Consider the following 16,111-nt stretch of genomic DNA (forward strand, 5'->3'; position numbering starts at 1 on the left):
GGCCCTTTTCCATTCTCACGCGCTGCGGATCACTCCGCGGGGCCAGCCGGCTCGCTGGGCGCCGGCGCTTCCGCCGGGCCCTCCACGAGCGCCACCGGGGCTTCCGTCTGCTCGTCGCGGGTGGCGACGATGAGATCGTCCCGCGAGTTCGCGACGGCCCGCAGCTTGTTCATCTGCGCGCCCGTGCCCGCCGGGATCAGCCGGCCGACGATGACGTTCTCCTTGAGGCCTTCCAGCGGGTCCACCTTGCCGTTCACGGCAGCTTCGGTGAGCACGCGAGTGGTCTCCTGGAACGAGGCCGCCGAGAAGAACGAGCGGGTCTGCAGCGAGGCCTTGGTGATACCCAGCAGTACCGGGTGACCGGTGGCCGGCTTCTTGGCTTCTTCCGCCGCCTTCTCGTTCGCCTCGATGAACTCGATACGGTCCACCTGCTCGCCGTCTAGGAAGTCGGTCTCGCCGGCGTCGTCGATCTCGACCTTCTGCAGCATGTTCCGGACGATCACCTCAATGTGCTTGTCATTGATGGTCACGCCCTGCAGCCGGTAGACCTCCTGGATTTCGTTGACGAGGAAGGCCGCAAGCTCTTCCACGCCCTTGATCGCCAGAATGTCGTGCGGCGCCGGATTGCCGTCGACGATGAAATCGCCCTTCTCCACCACGTCGCCGTCCTGGAGATGGATGTGCTTGCCCTTCGGGATCAGGTACTCGACCGGATCTCCACCCTCGGTCGGCTCGATGGAGAGCCGACGCTTGTTCTTGTAGTCGCGGCCGAAGCGGATGGTGCCGGAGATCTCGGCGATGATCGCCGCATCCTTCGGACGCCGGGCCTCGAACAGCTCCGCCACCCGCGGCAGACCGCCGGTGATGTCGCGGGTCTTGGCGCTTTCCATCGGCACGCGGGCCACCGCATCACCAGCCTTGATGTGCTGGTTGGGGTCCGTCGAGATGATGGCCTCAACCGGCAGCGCGTAGCGGGCGTCACCGCCGCGCGGCAGCTTCGAGACCTTGCCATCCGGCCCCTTGATGAGGATCGCCGGACGCAGCTCCGGCCCACGGCCCGAGCGGCTGTCGGTCACAACGCGCTTGGCGATACCGGTCGATTCGTCGACCGTCTCGTTCATGGACGCGCCTTCCACCAGATCCTCGAAGGCCACCGTCCCGTCCACCTCGGTGAGGATCGGACGGGTGTAGGGGTCCCACTCGGCGATGCGCTGGCCGCGCTTGATGGTGTCGCCCTCGTCCACCTTGAGTCGGGCGCCGTACTGGATGCGGTTCACCGCGCGCTCGGTGCCGTCGAGATCGACGATCACCACGGCGAGGTTGCGGCTCATCACCACGAGGTCGCCATCCGAGTTCCGTGCCACGTTGCGGTTGCGGATGCGGACGGTGCCCTCGAAGTTGCTTTCCACATAGGAGCTGTCCGCGAGGGTCGCGGCGCCGCCGATGTGGAAGGTGCGCATGGTGAGCTGGGTGCCCGGCTCGCCGATGGACTGGGCGGCGATGACGCCGACCGCCTCACCCATGTTGACCGGCGTGCCGCGGGCGAGGTCGCGCCCATAGCAGGTGGCGCACACACCGTTGCGCGTCTCGCAAGTCAGCACCGACCGGATCTTGATCTCCTGGATGCTGGACTTGTTGATCTGCGCGATGTGGTGCTCCTCGATCATGGTGCCCTTGGGCACCAGCACGGTGCCGGTGGCCGGCTCCACCACGTCTTCCGCCGCGGTACGGCCGAGCACGCGGGACGCCAGCGACGCCACGATCTGGCCCGCGTCGAGGATGGCGCGCATGTGGATTCCCTTGTCCGAGCCGCAATCGCGCTCGGTGATGATGGAATCCTGCGCCACGTCCACCAGACGGCGGGTGAGGTAGCCCGAGTTCGCGGTCTTCAAGGCGGTGTCGGCCAGGCCCTTACGGGCGCCGTGGGTGGAGTTGAAGTACTCCATCACGGTCAGGCCTTCCTTGAAGTTCGAGATGATCGGGCTCTCGATGATCTCGCCGGAGGGCTTCGCCATCAGTCCGCGCATGGCGGCCAGCTGACGCATCTGGGTCGGCGACCCACGGGCACCGGAGTGGCTCATCATATAGATGGAGTTGATCGGCTTCTCGCGGCCGGTCTCCGGGTCCTTCTTCACCGAGGAGATTTCCTTCATCATCTCTTCGGCGATGCGGTCGGTGCACTTGCCCCAGCAATCGACGACCTTGTTGTACTTCTCACCCTGGGTGATCAGGCCGTCGTTATACTGCTGCTCGTATTCCTTGGTGAGGGCACGCGCCTCTTCCACCAGGTCCCACTTCTTCTTCGGCACCACCATGTCGTCCTTGCCGAACGAAATGCCGGCGCGGAAGGCGTTGTAGAAGCCGAGCGACATGATGCGGTCGCAAAAGATCACGCTCTCCTTCTGACCGCAGTGGCGATACACCGTGTCGATCATGTTGGAGATTTCCTTCTTCGTCATCAGCTTATTGACGACGTCGAAGGTGATCTTGGGGTCGCGGGGGAGCAATTCGGCGATCTTCATGCGACCGGGAGTGGTCTCATAGATCTTAGAATATTCTTTGCCCTCGGCATTCACGCCGATGTAGCGGCCCTTGATCTTCGTGTGCAACGTGATCGACTTGGCGTTCAGCGCATGGTCGATCTCCGCCATGGTGGCGAACGCCATGCCCTCGCCGGGCTCCTTCTCCCGCATCAGCGAGAGATAATAGAGGCCGAGCACGATGTCCTGAGACGGCACGATGATCGGCTGACCATTGGCCGGGTGCAGGATGTTGTTGGTGGACATCATCAGCACGCGCGCTTCCAGCTGGGCCTCAAGGCTCAGCGGAACGTGCACGGCCATCTGGTCACCGTCGAAGTCGGCGTTGAAGGCCGAACACACCAGCGGATGCAGCTGGATCGCCTTGCCTTCGATCAGCACCGGCTCGAAGGCCTGGATGCCCAAGCGGTGCAGCGTCGGCGCGCGGTTCAGCATCACCGGGTGCTCGCGGATGACCTCGTCGAGGATATCCCAAACCTCAGGACGCTCCTTCTCCACCAGCTTCTTGGCCTGCTTCACCGTGGCCGAGTGGCCCTTGGCGTCGAGGCGCGAGTAGATGAACGGCTTGAACAGCTCCAGCGCCATCTTCTTGGGCAGGCCGCACTGGTGCAGCTTCAGCTCCGGGCCCACCACGATGACCGAACGGCCGGAATAGTCGACGCGCTTGCCGAGCAGGTTCTGGCGGAACCGGCCCTGCTTGCCCTTGAGCATGTCGGCCAGAGACTTCAGCGGCCGCTTGTTGGCGCCGGTGATGACGCGGCCACGACGCCCGTTGTCGAACAGGGCATCCACCGCCTCCTGAAGCATGCGCTTCTCGTTGCGGATGATGATGTCCGGCGCGCGCAGCTCGATCAGCCGCTTGAGGCGGTTGTTGCGGTTGATGACGCGACGATACAGATCGTTGAGGTCGGAGGTCGCGAAGCGGCCACCGTCCAGCGGAACCAGCGGACGCAGGTCCGGCGGAATGACCGGCACATGCGTGAGGATCATCCACTCCGGCTTGTTGCCGGAAAGCTGGAAGGCCTCGACGATCTTCAGCCGCTTGGCCAGCTTCTTGGGCTTCAGCTCGGTGGTGGCCTCGGCGATCTCCTGGCGCAGATCGGCGGCGATCTTCTCCAGGTCCATGGAGCGCAGCAGCTCACGGATGGCCTCGGCGCCGATCAGCGCCGTGAAGTTGCTCTCGCCATACTCGTCCTGAGCGCGCAGATACTCTTCTTCCGAGAGCAGCTGGCGATACTTGAGCTTGGTGGTGCCCGGCTCGATCACCACGAAATACTCAAAGTACAGGATGCGCTCGAGATCCTTAAGGGTCATGTCGAGCAGCAGGCCGATGCGCGAGGGCAGCGACTTCAGGAACCAGATGTGAGCCACCGGGGCGGCGAGCTCAATGTGCCCCATGCGCTCGCGCCGCACCCGCGACAGCGTGACTTCGACGCCGCACTTCTCGCAGATGATGCCCTTATACTTCATGCGCTTGTACTTGCCGCACAAGCACTCATAGTCCTTGATGGGACCGAAGATGCGGGCGCAGAACAAGCCGTCACGCTCGGGCTTGAACGTGCGGTAGTTGATGGTCTCCGGCTTCTTGATCTCACCGTAGGACCAGGACTTGATCTTTTCCGGGCTCGCGATCGAGATGCGGATCTGATTGAAGCTCGGGGCCGGAACGGTCGGATTGAAGACGTTCAGGACTTCCTGGTTCATAAGCTGGCTCCCAAACGAAGTGGGCCTTGTCTCGTAAAGCCTGGCCGGCACGATCGCCGGTCAGGCCGTCCGCCGGGGGGCGGAGCGACGGGGGCGAGCCCCCGTCAGGTGTTCTCGAGATCGACGTTGAGGCCGAGCGAGCGCATTTCCTTCACGAGCACGTTGAAGCTCTCGGGAATACCGCTCTCGAACGTGTCCTCGCCACGCACGATGGCCTCATAGACCTTGGTGCGGCCAGCCACGTCGTCCGACTTCACGGTCAGCATCTCCTGCAGCGTATAGGCGGCGCCGTAGGCTTCGAGAGCCCACACCTCCATTTCGCCGAAGCGCTGGCCACCGAACTGCGCCTTGCCGCCCAGCGGCTGCTGGGTCACCAGCGAGTAGGGACCGATCGAACGGGCGTGGATCTTGTCGTCGACCAGGTGGTGGAGCTTAAGCATGTAGATGTAGCCCACCGTGACCTTACGATCGAACGGCTCGCCCGTGCGCCCGTCGAACAGGGTCGACTGGCCCGACGGATCGAGACCCGCCATCTCCAGCGAATGCTCGATGTCGTCTTCGTGGGCCCCGTCGAACACCGGGGTCGCGATCGGCACACCCTTGCGGAGGTTCTCGCCCAGCTCGGGCAATTCCTCGTCCTTGAGGGCATCGATCTCCGGCTTGCCGTAGATGGTCTCAAGCCGCGAGCGCAGAGGCTTCAGGTCCTGGTTGCCGTAATAGGCTTCCACCGCCGCCGCCACCTGCTTGCCGAGCCCGGCGCAGGCCCAGCCCAGATGCGTCTCAAGGATCTGTCCGACGTTCATGCGCGAGGGCACGCCCAGCGGGTTCAGCACGATGTCGACATTGGTGCCGTCCTCCAGGAACGGCATGTCTTCCACCGGCACGATCCGCGAGACCACGCCCTTGTTGCCATGGCGGCCGGCCATCTTGTCGCCCGGCTGGATCTTGCGCTTCACCGCGACGAAGACCTTCACCATCTTCATCACGCCGGGCGGCAGTTCGTCACCGCGCTGCAGCTTCTCCACCTTATCGAGGAAGCGCTGCTCAAGACGCTTCTTCGACTCGTCATACTGCGCGCGGATGGCCTCCAGCTCGCTCATGATGGCGTCGTCCGCCACAGCGAACAGCCACCACTGCGACCGCGGGAACTCGCCGAGGACATCGCGGGTCACCACGCTGTCCTTCTTGAAGCCCTTGGGGCCGGCGATGGCGGTCCTGCCGTCGAGGATCTCGGTGAGACGGCCGTAGACGTTGCGGTCCAGGATCGCCTGCTCGTCGTCGCGGTCCTTGGCGAGCCGCTCGATCTCCTCGCGCTCGATGGCCAGCGCACGCTCGTCCTTGTCCACGCCATGGCGGTTGAACACCCGGACCTCGACGATGGTTCCCTTGGTGCCGGGGGGCAGCCGCAGGGAGGTATCGCGCACGTCCGCCGCCTTCTCGCCGAAGATGGCGCGCAGCAGCTTCTCTTCCGGGGTCATCGGGCTCTCGCCCTTGGGGGTGATCTTGCCCACCAGGATGTCGCCGGCGTTCACCTCGGCGCCGATGTAGACGATGCCCGCCTCGTCGAGATTCTTCAGCGCCTCTTCCGAGACGTTGGGAATATCGCGGGTGATTTCCTCCGGCCCAAGCTTGGTATCGCGGGCCATGCACTCGAACTCCTCGAGATGGATCGAGGTGAACACGTCGTCCTTGACGATGTTCTCGGAGAGCAGGATGGAGTCTTCGTAATTGTAGCCGTTCCACGGCATGAACGCGACCAGCACGTTCCGGCCGAGCGCCAGATCGCCCAGCTCGGTGGACGGGCCATCGGCGATGATGTCGCCCTTACGCACCTGGTCGCCCACCCGCACCAGCGGACGCTGGTTGATGCAGGTGGACTGGTTGGAGCGCTGGAACTTCATCAGCCGATAGATGTCCACGCCCGACTTGGACGGGTCCGGTTCCTCGGTGGCACGGATCACGATACGGGTGGCGTCCACCTGATCAATGATGCCGGTGCGGCGCGCGGCGATGGCCGCACCCGAGTCGCGGGCGACCACGGCTTCCATGCCGGTGCCCACCAGCGGCGCCTGCGAGCGCACCAGAGGCACAGCCTGACGCTGCATGTTCGAGCCCATGAGCGCGCGGTTCGCGTCATCGTTCTCAAGGAACGGGATGAGCGCCGCCGCCACCGAAACCAGCTGCTTCGGCGACACGTCCATGAAGTCCACACGGTCCGGGGAGACCATCAGCACGTCGCCGGCGTGGCGGCAGATGATGAGGTCCTCGGTGAACTTGCCGTCGGTATCGAGGGGCACGTTCGCCTGGGCGACGTAGTACTTCCCCTCCTCCATGGCCGACAGATAAACCACCTCGTCGGTGACCTTGCTGTCCACCACCCGGCGATAGGGCGCCTCGATGAAGCCGTACTTATTCACGCGGGCGAAGGTCGCCAGCGAGTTGATGAGGCCGATATTCGGGCCTTCCGGCGTCTCGATGGGGCAGATGCGGCCGTAGTGGGTCGGGTGCACGTCGCGCACTTCGAAGCCGGCACGCTCACGGGTCAGACCGCCCGGGCCCAGGGCCGAGAGACGCCGCTTGTGGGTGATCTCGGAGAGCGGGTTGGTCTGGTCCATAAACTGCGACAGCTGCGAGGAGCCGAAGAACTCGCGCACCGCAGCCGCCACCGGCTTGGCGTTGATGAGGTCCTGCGGCATCACGGTGTCGATGTCGACGGACGACATGCGCTCCTTGATGGCGCGCTCCATCCGCAGCAGGCCGACGCGGTACTGGTTCTCCATGAGCTCGCCCACGGAGCGCACGCGGCGGTTGCCCAGGTGGTCGATGTCGTCGATCTCGCCCTTGCCATCGCGCAGCTCCACCAGCGTCTTGATGACGGCGAGGATGTCCTCGCGGCGCAGCACGCGCACGGTGTCGGGGCAATCGAGGTCGAGGCGCATGTTCATCTTCACGCGACCCACGGCGGAGAGGTCGTAGCGCTCCGCATCGAAGAACAGCGAATGGAACATGGCCTGCGCCGAATCGATGGTCGGCGGCTCACCGGGGCGCATCACGCGGTAGATGTCGAAGAGCGCATCCTCGCGGGTCACGTTCTTGTCGGCCGCCAGGGTGTTACGGATATAAGCGCCGGTATTGACGTGGTCGATGTCGAGGATCGGGATCTCGTCGTAACCGAGCTCCTCAAGCTGCTTGAGGTTCTTCTCGGTCAGCTCATCACCGGCCTCCAGATGGATCTCGCCGGTCTGCAGATCCACCAGATCCTCGGCCACATACTGGCCCACCATCTCCTCGTCGGAGATCTTGAGGGCCTTGAGGCCCTTCTCGGCCAGCTGACGGGCGGCGCGGACGGTGAGCTTCTTGCCCGCCTCCAGCACCACTTCGCCGGTGTCCGCGTCGATCAGATCGGCAACGGCCTTGTAGCCCTTCATCCGCTTGGGATCGAACGGCATGCGCCAAGCGCCCTTGTCGCGGGAGAACTGGATCTTCTCATAGAAGGTATCCAGGATCTCTTCAGCGTCGAGGCCGAGGGCCAGCAGCAGGCTGGTGACCGGAATCTTGCGGCGCCGGTCGATGCGCGCATAGACGATGTCCTTGGCGTCGAACTCGATGTCGAGCCAGGAGCCGCGATAGGGAATGATGCGGGCCGCGAACAGCAGCTTGCCCGAAGAGTGGGTCTTGCCCTTGTCGTGGTCGAAGAACACGCCCGGCGAGCGGTGCATCTGCGAGACGATGACGCGCTCCGTGCCGTTGACGATGAACGTGCCGTTCATGGTCATCAGCGGAATGTCGCCGGTGTAGACGTCCTGTTCCTTGATGTCCTTGACCGACTTGGCGCCGGTATCCGGATCCACATCGAACACGATCAGGCGCAGCGTGACCTTCAGCGGGGCGGCAAAGGTCATGCCACGCTGGCGGCACTCGTCCACGTCATATTTCGGCGGCTCGAACTCGTAGCGCACGAATTCGAGCATCGATGCGCCAGAGAAATCGGAGATGGGGAATACAGACTTGAACACCGCCTGCAGGCCGTCGTCGTCGCGCCCGCCCTTGGGTTCCTCAATCTGAAGGAACTGGTCGTAGGATGCCTTCTGAACCTCGATGAGGTTCGGCATCTCAGCCACTTCCTTGATCTTCCCGAAGAACTTGCGGATCCGCTTACGACCGGTGAACGTTTGCGCCATCTCGATCCTCGTCCGTCCAGGTCCCATTCGGGCCGGCACCCTGCTTTGAGGGCTCGCCGCGCCGGCACCGGAACCACTTCACCGTCGGCCTGAAGAGGTGGGGGCGCGCACGCCATCCCTCTCCAGCGCCATGACGGCTCTCCCGGCCGCCGGGGATTTGCCCACCGGCGGCCGGGAGAACCGTCTCTCTCACTCCATCGCCCTGACCACCGGCCCGGACGACCCCTTCCGAAAGCGCTCCGGGCCGAGGCCCGGAGCGCGAACGTCAAAGGCTCACTTGAGCTCGACCTTGGCGCCAGCCTTCTCGAGCTGGGCCTTAAGCTTCTCAGCCTCGTCCTTGGCCACGCCTTCCTTGACGGGCTTCGGAGCGCCTTCCACCAGATCCTTGGCCTCCTTCAGGCCGAGACCGGTGATGGCGCGCACTTCCTTGATGACCTCGATCTTCTTGTCGCCGGCGGAAGCCAGGACAACGGTGAACTCGGTCTGCTCTTCCACCGCGGCGGCAGCAACGCCAGCGCCGGGAGCGGCAGCCACGGCCACGGCGGCAGCGGCGGAGACGCCCCACTTCTCTTCGAGGAGCTTCGCGAGCTCGGCGGCCTCGAGCACGGTGAGGGCGGAGAGCTCGTCAACGAGCTTGGTCAGGTCAGCCATGGGATTCTTCCTTAAGAGATAGGTTCGATTTCGAGATTTGCGAGATCAGGCCGCCACGGATGCGCATCCGGGCCGCCCGGGCCTCACGCAGCTTCGTCCTGTTTGGCATAAGCCCCGAACACGCGGGCGAGCTTCGCCGCCGGCGCGGTGGAGAGCTGGGCGATCTTGGTCGCCGGGGCCTGGATGAGGCCAACCAGCTTCGCGCGCAGTTCGTCCAGAGACGGCATGGTGGCAAGCGCCTTCACACCATCTGCATTCAGGGGCGTGGTGCCCATCGCACCACCAAGGATCACGAACTTGTCGTTGGCCTTGGCGAACTCGACAGCAACCTTCGGCGCCACCACCGGATCGCTCGAATAAGCGATCAAGGTCGGTCCCTTGAGAAGGGACGCCACATGGGCGACGTCGGAGCCTTCCAGAGCGATCTTGGCGAGGCGGTTCTTGGCCACCTTCACGGTCGCACCCTCAGCCTTCATCTGCCGACGAAGTTTCGACATCTGGGCCACGGTGAGACCGGAATAGTGGGCGACCACGACGACGGAAGTGGTCTTGAACACTTCCGTGAGCGTCGTGACGAGCTCTTGTTTTTCCGCTCGATCCACGTCTGGCTCTCTTTAAGCCTGTGGCGGAACGCCACTCCTTGCGGAGCGAAATTCCACCGGTTGCGCCTTGCCGCCCGTTGCGGCCGACCCGTTCTAGAACGGCATGCCGACCGCAGCGCGCGGCGCTCATGCCCTGTCCCCTCGGATCCCGACGAAGCTCGAGGCTCGACATGGAACACAAGGCGCTGGTTCGAACCGATCTCTTCAGTGACCGCCACAGCGACCACCGACCTGAATTCCGGTTTTCCCCGTCTATGCGGGCTCCCGCCACCCGACACCAAGCCGGGCCATGAGATTTAAACCGATGCCGACCTTGCGGCGACACCGACACCTGCAGTCTCGGACAGGACCTTCGACCGTCTCGCGAGAGATTCCGTTAAGAATCACCATCGAGACAGACGATAAGGCCGGGCGGGCGAACCCTCCCAGCCCTTCCACCCGGTCAAGGGGGAAGCTCAAATCCTCTTCCCGCCGGCATGCCGGCTAGGAAACAGCCCATATAATGCCTCGGGCCCCGCTTGTCACGTCCCTTGGCACATTTTTCGCTAACCGCCGCCCGCCCCTCTCGGTGCGGCGACGGCGCGTGCCCGGCGCGAAGGCCCGGCACGCCGATCAAACGACCGAGGCCGCAGCGCATGGAACGCTGCGGCCTCAGGCCCGACTTGGTGTGCCGATCAGGCGGTCAGCACGGTGGAGGGCTCCACCTTGATGCCCGGGCCCATGGTGGACGACACGGCGATGCGCTGCACATAGGTGCCCTTGGCGCCGGTCGGCTTGGCCTTGACCACCGCATCCGCGAAAGCGCGGATGTTCTCGGCGAGCTTCTCGGTGGAGAAGGAGGCCTTGCCCACGCCGGCGTGGATGATGCCGGCCTTCTCCACGCGGAACTCCACCGCGCCGCCCTTCGCAGCGCCAACGGCGCCCTTCACGTCCATGGTGACGGTGCCGACCTTGGGGTTCGGCATCAGGCCGCGCGGGCCGAGCACCTTACCCAGACGACCGACCAGCGGCATCAGGTCCGGGGTGGCGATGCAGCGATCGAAATCGATGGTGCCGCCCTGGATGGTCTCCAGCAGGTCCTCGGCGCCCACGATGTCGGCGCCCGCCGCCTTGGCCTCGTCGGCCTTGGCGCCACGGGCGAACACGGCCACCCGCACGGTCCGGCCGGAGCCGTTCGGCAGGTTGCACACGCCACGCACCATCTGGTCCGCGTGGCGGGGATCGACGCCGAGATTCATCGCGACCTCGATGGTCTCGTCGAACTTGGCGGTGGACCGCTCCTTCAGGAGCGCGATGGCCTCGTCGAGCCCGTAGAGCTTGACGTGGTCGATGCCTTCATGCGCGGCACGGATGCGCTTGCCCTGATTTGCCATGGCGCTCACCCCTGAACCTCAAGGCCCATGGACCGGGCCGAACCTTCGATCATCTGAACGGCCGCCTCGACGGAGTCACAGTTCAGATCCTTCATCTTCTTCTCGGCGATCTCCGCGAGCTGAGCGCGGGTGACCTTGCCGGCGAAGCCGCCCTTGCCGGGGGTCTTCGAACCGGAGCCGGGCTTCTTCTTGGTGTCGAGGCCAGCGGCCTTCTTCAGGAAGTAGGAGACCGGCGGAGTCTTCATCTCGAAGGTGAAGGAACGATCCTGGTAGGCGGTGATCACCACCGGGATGGGCATGCCCTTTTCCATCTGGGCGGTCTGCGCGTTGAACGCCTTGCAGAACTCCATGATGTTGAGACCGCGCTGACCCAGCGCGGGACCAATCGGCGGGGCCGGATTGGCGCTGCCGGCGGGCACCTGCAGCTTGATGAAACCTGCAATTTTCTTCGCCATTTCAACTTCTCCCAACTAAGCCGGACGCCGGCAGAAGCCAGCGCGACAGGGATGCGTGGTGCGGTTCGCGGCGCGCTTGGCGAGACGCGCCATCCCCTCCCACGCTGGCACCCCCGAAGGGACGCCGACTTGCGACTTGCGCCGCATCCAGCCGCACCGAAGCACGGCCGAAACTGGATCAGGCGACCTTCTCAACCTGATTGAATTCGAGCTCCACCGGCGTCGCGCGGCCGAAGATGGACACCGCCACCTTGAGACGCGAGCGGGTGTCGTCCACCTCTTCCACGATGCCGTTGAAGGACGCGAACGGACCATCGGCGACCTTCACCGTCTCGCCCACCTCGAACGAAATGGAGGGCTTCGGCCGCTCAATGCCTTCCTGCACCTGCTGCAGGATGCGCATGGCCTCGCCCTCGGAGATCGGCATGGGCTTGTTGTCGGCACCCAGGAAGCCGGTGACCTTCGGGGTGTTCTTGATGAGATGGAAGGCCTCGTCGGTGAGGTCCATCTTCACCAGCACATAGCCGGGGAAGAACTTGCGCTCCGTATCGACCTTCCGGCCGCGGCGCACCTCCACCACCTTTTCGGTCGGCACCATGATCTGCTCGAACAGATCGGTGAGACCCCGCTGCTCCGCCTGCTCGCGAATCGAGTCAGCGACCTTCTTCTCGAAGTTGGAATAAGCGTGAACGATGTACCAGCGCTTCGCCATGGTTGCCTCCCTTCCGCCTCACTGCCCAAGAGTGAGGAGCGTGGAGACGCCAAAACGAATGACCTGATCGACGACCAGGAAAAAGATGGCGGCGAGAAACACCATGGCGAACACCATGGCGGTGGTGATCAGCGTCTCGCGCCGGCTCGGCCAGGTCACCTTCGCCGTTTCGGCACGGACCTGCTGAAAGAACTCGACAGGACTGTTCTTCGCCATGTGCCACAGGACGGCTCCTTGAGGCATGCCCCGGTGACCGCCACCTCTCCCTGTTCGATGGTGGCAGGCCCGATTGCGCCGCACACCTTCGCCAAACCCAATAGCCCTCAGGGCCCGATTTCGGAAGGCCGCGAACGCTGAACCGAACCGGGTTGAAGGAAAATCGATCCGATCGCGGGCCAATGCCCCGGGCGTGGATCATTCCCTGAACCGCCGCGCTGCCCACCACCCACCGGAACCCTGTTCCGGAAAATGGCAGGAGTGGAGGGACTCGAACCCCCAACCCCCGGTTTTGGAGACCGGTGCTCTAACCAGTTGAGCTACACTCCTAGGCCGGCCCTCGTCTGCGCGGCCTGTAAGGCGCTGCATTCGAGGGTAAAGCCCACCGCGCCGGGAAGCGACCCAGCGCATCGGTGACGTGTCTTTAGAGGGATGCGGATCGCCTGTAAAGGGGATCGCGTCGCCGCATCGGCGCCATCCCCAGGCGCGCGCCGGCAAAGTCGCGCCACTCAAGGCGCCGGGACGGCCGGCCGGCGGCGCGGCGAGGTCGCGGCATCGGCCTCACCCAGGGTACAGGCGCGATTCGCCCCCGTTCCGGGCGCATTCTCGAACACACAGGGCGGGCCCGGCGGCTGGCCGCACACGCGCTCCAGATTCTTGAAACTGACACATCGCCCGTCCGGACCACGATAGCCCGGCCCGCCCTTGCAGCCGCAGCCCTGGCAGGATGGCCGCTCCGGGCAGCGCGTCTCCGCCGCGGCCGGCGCCGCCAGCGAAACACCGCCGCAAAAGAAAAGGGCGGCGCACAGGCGCCGCCCCTTCCCAATGCCAAAGGTGAACCGGAGGCCCACCGCGAGGCCTCACTCGATGATGGAGGCCACCACGCCGGCGCCGACGGTACGACCGCCTTCACGGATGGCGAAGCGCAGCTTCTCTTCCATGGCGATCGGCACGATCAGCGCCACGTCCATGGACACGTTATCGCCGGGCATCACCATCTCGGTGCCTTCCGGCAGGGTGCACACGCCGGTCACGTCCGTGGTGCGGAAGTAGAACTGCGGGCGGTAGTTGGTGAAGAACGGCGTGTGACGACCGCCCTCTTCCTTGGTCAGGATGTAGGCTTCGGCCTTGAACTTGGTGTGGGGCTTCACCGAGCCGGGCTTGCACACCACCTGGCCACGCTCCACGTCCTCGCGCTTGGTACCACGCAGCAGGATGCCGACGTTGTCACCGGCCTGACCCTGGTCGAGCAGCTTGCGGAACATTTCGACGCCGGTCACCGTGGTCTTCACGGTGGGACGGATGCCGACGATTTCCACTTCCTCGCCGACCTTGATGATGCCGCGCTCCACGCGACCGGTCACAACGGTGCCACGGCCGGAGATCGAGAACACGTCCTCGATCGGCATCAGGAACGGCAGGTCCACAGGACGCTCCGGCTGCGGGATGTAGGCGTCGACCTGGGTCATGAGCTCCAGGACGGCGTCACGGCCGAGCACGGGGTCGCCGTTCTCGAGGGCCACCAGGGCCGAGCCGCGCACGATCGGGATGTCGTCGCCGGGGAAGTCGTACTTGGAGAGGAGCTCACGCACCTCCATCTCGACCAGCTCCAGCAGCTCCGGATCGTCGACCATGTCGCACTTGTTCAGGAACACCACCAGGGCCGGCACGCCGACCTGACGGGCGAGCAGGATGTGCTCGCGGGTCTGCGGCATCGGGCCGTCGGCGGCGGACACCACCAGGATCGCGCCGTCCATCTGGGCCGCGCCGGTGATCATGTTCTTCACATAGTCGGCGTGCCCGGGGCAGTCGACGTGCGCGTAGTGGCGGTTCTGGGTCTCATACTCCACGTGGGCGGTGGAGATGGTGATGCCGCGGGCCTTCTCTTCCGGCGCCTTGTCGATCTGGTCGTAGGCGGTGAAGGTGGCGCCGCCGGTCTCGGCCAGAACCTTGGTGATCGCAGCGGTCAGCGAGGTCTTGCCATGGTCAACGTGACCAATGGTGCCGATGTTGCAGTGCGGCTTCGAACGGTTAAACTTCTCTTTGGCCATCGTTCTCTCTCACTCGGTCGGGCGCCCGCGCGGGCCGCAAAAAAAGCCGCCGTGGGATAGGTGGTTTCGCGCGCGGATGCAAGAGCCCCGCGTCGCCGGGCCTGCGCCTATCGCGCGAATCAGGAAAAGAATGGAGCGGGTGAAGGGAATCGAACCCTCGTATTCAGCTTGGAAGGCTGCTGCTCTACCATTGAGCTACACCCGCTTAACCGGGAACGAGGCCCGAAACCGAACGCTCGTCGCCCCGGCTTCTGTCTTTCGGATTGACGGGTGGTGGAGGGGGTTGGATTCGAACCAACGTAGGCAGAGCCAACGGATTTACAGTCCGTCCCCTTTAACCACTCGGGCACCCCTCCGCCCCGTCATCGCATTGGATCGACCAAAGGCCACTCCACTGCAACTCCGCTATGTGAGCCAGTGTGTCGCAACCGCGATCTCGCAAGGAGCGGGCACTGGCTGGGACGGCGACGAGCTGGCTCAAACCGCCGTCCGAGGAGCGGCTTTATGTAAGCCAGCCGGCCGCAAGTCAACCGCAAATCGCCGCCGGTGGAGAAGCCTGTGGACGACGCCGGAAGGCTCCTGGCCTGCTGCCGGCACGCAGGCGGGAAGCGTCAACGACGCAGTCGCCCCGGCCCACCGGCATGGGTCCTCTCGCGTCGGCCCTCTCGCGTCTGCCCTCTTTGCCTCTGCCCTCTTGCGCCGTGCGCCCGGCTCTGACAAAGCCTCGCTCATGTCCGATCCATCGTCTTCCCGCCCCCCGCGTGGCCCTGGCGGCCGCCGCCCGTTTGCCGGCAAGTTCGGCGGCAAGCCCCACGCCGCGCCCGGCGGCCGTGGTCGCTCCGGCAGGGGCGGGGCCCCGACCTGGGCGGGCGAGGACGATGTCGCCCTGCTCTATGGTTGGCACACAGTGGCCGAGGCGCTCGCCAATCCGCAGCGCCGCTTCCGCAAGATCCTCGCCACCGAGAATGCGGTGAACCGCCTGGCCGAATCCAACCTCCCGCTACCCGTCGCGCCCGAGATCGTGCGGCCTTCGGAGATCGACAAGCTGCTCGGGCCCGATGCGGTGCACCAGGGGCTGCTGGCGGAGGTGGACCACCTGCCCTCCCCCCGGCTCAAGGACATCGCCAAGACCGACCTGGTGCTGGTGCTCGACCAGATCACCGACCCCCACAATGTGGGGGCCATCGTGCGCTCGGCGGCGGCGTTCGCGGTCTCCGCCATCGTCACCACCGCGCGGCACAGCCCCGCCGCCACCGGCGTGCTCGCCAAGAGCGCGTCCGGCGGGCTTGAGCATGTGCCCATCTGCCTGGTGCAGAATCTCGCCCGCGCCCTCAACGAGCTCAAGGACAACGGCATGCTGGTGGTGGGGCTCGACAGCGAGGGCGCGGCCGATCTCGCTGACACGCCGCTGCGGGCGCCCCTCGCCCTGGTGCTGGGCGCCGAGGGCAAGGGCCTGCGTCAGCTCACCCGCGAGACATGCGATGTGCTGGCGCGAATCGATCTGCCCGGCGTCATCAAGAGCCTCAACGTCTCCAATGCCGCCGCCCTGTCGCTCGGCATGGCGCGCCAGGCCCTGCGGAGCCGCTGAGAGGCGCACAAGCGCCCCCTCGATACCGCCACCCTCCC

10 protein-coding genes and 3 tRNA genes are annotated in these 16,111 nt (G+C 65.0%); 1 reads left to right on the top strand and 12 read right to left on the bottom strand.

What is annotated here, in order from left to right:
• Window positions 1–29 precede the first annotated feature (29 nt).
• From rpoC to MEU52_RS01605, 12 genes are all read right to left on the bottom strand, one after another.
• The gene (rpoC, locus tag MEU52_RS01550; RefSeq protein WP_238121711.1) at window positions 30–4,244 is read right to left on the bottom strand and encodes a DNA-directed RNA polymerase subunit beta'; all 4,215 of its coding nucleotides are present in this window, start codon (window positions 4,242–4,244) and stop codon (window positions 30–32) included.
• Between the two features lie 104 nt (window positions 4,245–4,348).
• Window positions 4,349–8,425: a DNA-directed RNA polymerase subunit beta gene (gene rpoB, locus MEU52_RS01555; RefSeq protein WP_238121710.1), complete on the bottom strand. Its 4,077-nt coding sequence runs from the start codon at window positions 8,423–8,425 to the stop codon at window positions 4,349–4,351.
• 273 nt (window positions 8,426–8,698) lie between these two features.
• On the bottom strand, window positions 8,699–9,076 hold the full coding sequence (rplL, locus tag MEU52_RS01560) for a 50S ribosomal protein L7/L12 (RefSeq protein ID WP_238121709.1): 378 nt from the start codon (window positions 9,074–9,076) through the stop codon (window positions 8,699–8,701).
• An 83-nt stretch (window positions 9,077–9,159) separates the two neighbouring features.
• The gene (gene rplJ, locus MEU52_RS01565; protein ID WP_238121708.1) at window positions 9,160–9,678 is read right to left on the bottom strand and encodes a 50S ribosomal protein L10; all 519 of its coding nucleotides are present in this window, start codon (window positions 9,676–9,678) and stop codon (window positions 9,160–9,162) included.
• A gap of 674 nt (window positions 9,679–10,352) precedes the next feature.
• Complete coding sequence (gene rplA, locus MEU52_RS01570) at window positions 10,353–11,051, bottom strand: 50S ribosomal protein L1 (RefSeq protein ID WP_238121707.1); 699 nt, start codon at window positions 11,049–11,051, stop codon at window positions 10,353–10,355.
• A gap of 5 nt (window positions 11,052–11,056) precedes the next feature.
• Entirely contained in the window at window positions 11,057–11,506 is a 450-nt protein-coding gene (gene rplK, locus MEU52_RS01575) for a 50S ribosomal protein L11 (RefSeq protein ID WP_238121706.1), read from the bottom strand.
• 178 nt (window positions 11,507–11,684) lie between these two features.
• On the bottom strand, window positions 11,685–12,218 hold the full coding sequence (nusG, locus tag MEU52_RS01580; protein WP_238121705.1) for a transcription termination/antitermination protein NusG: 534 nt from the start codon (window positions 12,216–12,218) through the stop codon (window positions 11,685–11,687).
• Window positions 12,219–12,236: 18 nt separating this feature from the next.
• The gene (gene secE, locus MEU52_RS01585) at window positions 12,237–12,434 is read right to left on the bottom strand and encodes a preprotein translocase subunit SecE (RefSeq protein ID WP_238121704.1); all 198 of its coding nucleotides are present in this window, start codon (window positions 12,432–12,434) and stop codon (window positions 12,237–12,239) included.
• Between the two features lie 253 nt (window positions 12,435–12,687).
• Window positions 12,688–12,764 (bottom strand) — tRNA-Trp (locus tag MEU52_RS01590).
• Window positions 12,765–13,294: 530 nt separating this feature from the next.
• A complete protein-coding gene (gene tuf / locus MEU52_RS01595; RefSeq protein WP_238121703.1) occupies window positions 13,295–14,485 on the bottom strand; it encodes an elongation factor Tu in 1,191 nt (396 codons plus the stop codon).
• A gap of 131 nt (window positions 14,486–14,616) precedes the next feature.
• Window positions 14,617–14,690 (bottom strand) — tRNA-Gly (locus tag MEU52_RS01600).
• A 66-nt stretch (window positions 14,691–14,756) separates the two neighbouring features.
• Window positions 14,757–14,841, bottom strand: a tRNA-Tyr gene (locus tag MEU52_RS01605).
• 374 nt (window positions 14,842–15,215) lie between these two features.
• Between MEU52_RS01605 and rlmB the strand changes: the two genes are divergently transcribed.
• Window positions 15,216–16,073, top strand: coding sequence for a 23S rRNA (guanosine(2251)-2'-O)-methyltransferase RlmB (gene rlmB, locus MEU52_RS01610; protein WP_238121702.1), 858 nt, complete (start codon window positions 15,216–15,218; stop codon window positions 16,071–16,073).
• Window positions 16,074–16,111 lie beyond the last annotated feature (38 nt).

Source organism: Xanthobacter sp. NM-25, from assembly GCF_022138605.1.
GTDB lineage: Bacteria > Pseudomonadota > Alphaproteobacteria > Rhizobiales > Xanthobacteraceae > Xanthobacter.

What these genes read in the sequence shown, in the direction of transcription:
- rpoC (WP_238121711.1), bottom strand. Translation starts at nt 4,244, where the DNA reads ATGAACCAGGAAGTCCTGAACGTCTTCAATCCGACCGTTCCGGCCCCG.
- rpoB (WP_238121710.1), bottom strand. Translation starts at nt 8,425, where the DNA reads ATGGCGCAAACGTTCACCGGTCGTAAGCGGATCCGCAAGTTCTTCGGG.
- rplL (WP_238121709.1), bottom strand. Translation starts at nt 9,076, where the DNA reads ATGGCTGACCTGACCAAGCTCGTTGACGAGCTCTCCGCCCTCACCGTG.
- rplA (WP_238121707.1), bottom strand. Translation starts at nt 11,051, where the DNA reads ATGGCAAATCAGGGCAAGCGCATCCGTGCCGCGCATGAAGGCATCGAC.
- rplK (WP_238121706.1), bottom strand. Translation starts at nt 11,506, where the DNA reads ATGGCGAAGAAAATTGCAGGTTTCATCAAGCTGCAGGTGCCCGCCGGC.
- nusG (WP_238121705.1), bottom strand. Translation starts at nt 12,218, where the DNA reads ATGGCGAAGCGCTGGTACATCGTTCACGCTTATTCCAACTTCGAGAAG.
- secE (WP_238121704.1), bottom strand. Translation starts at nt 12,434, where the DNA reads ATGGCGAAGAACAGTCCTGTCGAGTTCTTTCAGCAGGTCCGTGCCGAA.
- tuf (WP_238121703.1), bottom strand. Translation starts at nt 14,485, where the DNA reads ATGGCCAAAGAGAAGTTTAACCGTTCGAAGCCGCACTGCAACATCGGC.
- rlmB (WP_238121702.1), top strand. Translation starts at nt 15,216, where the DNA reads ATGTCCGATCCATCGTCTTCCCGCCCCCCGCGTGGCCCTGGCGGCCGC.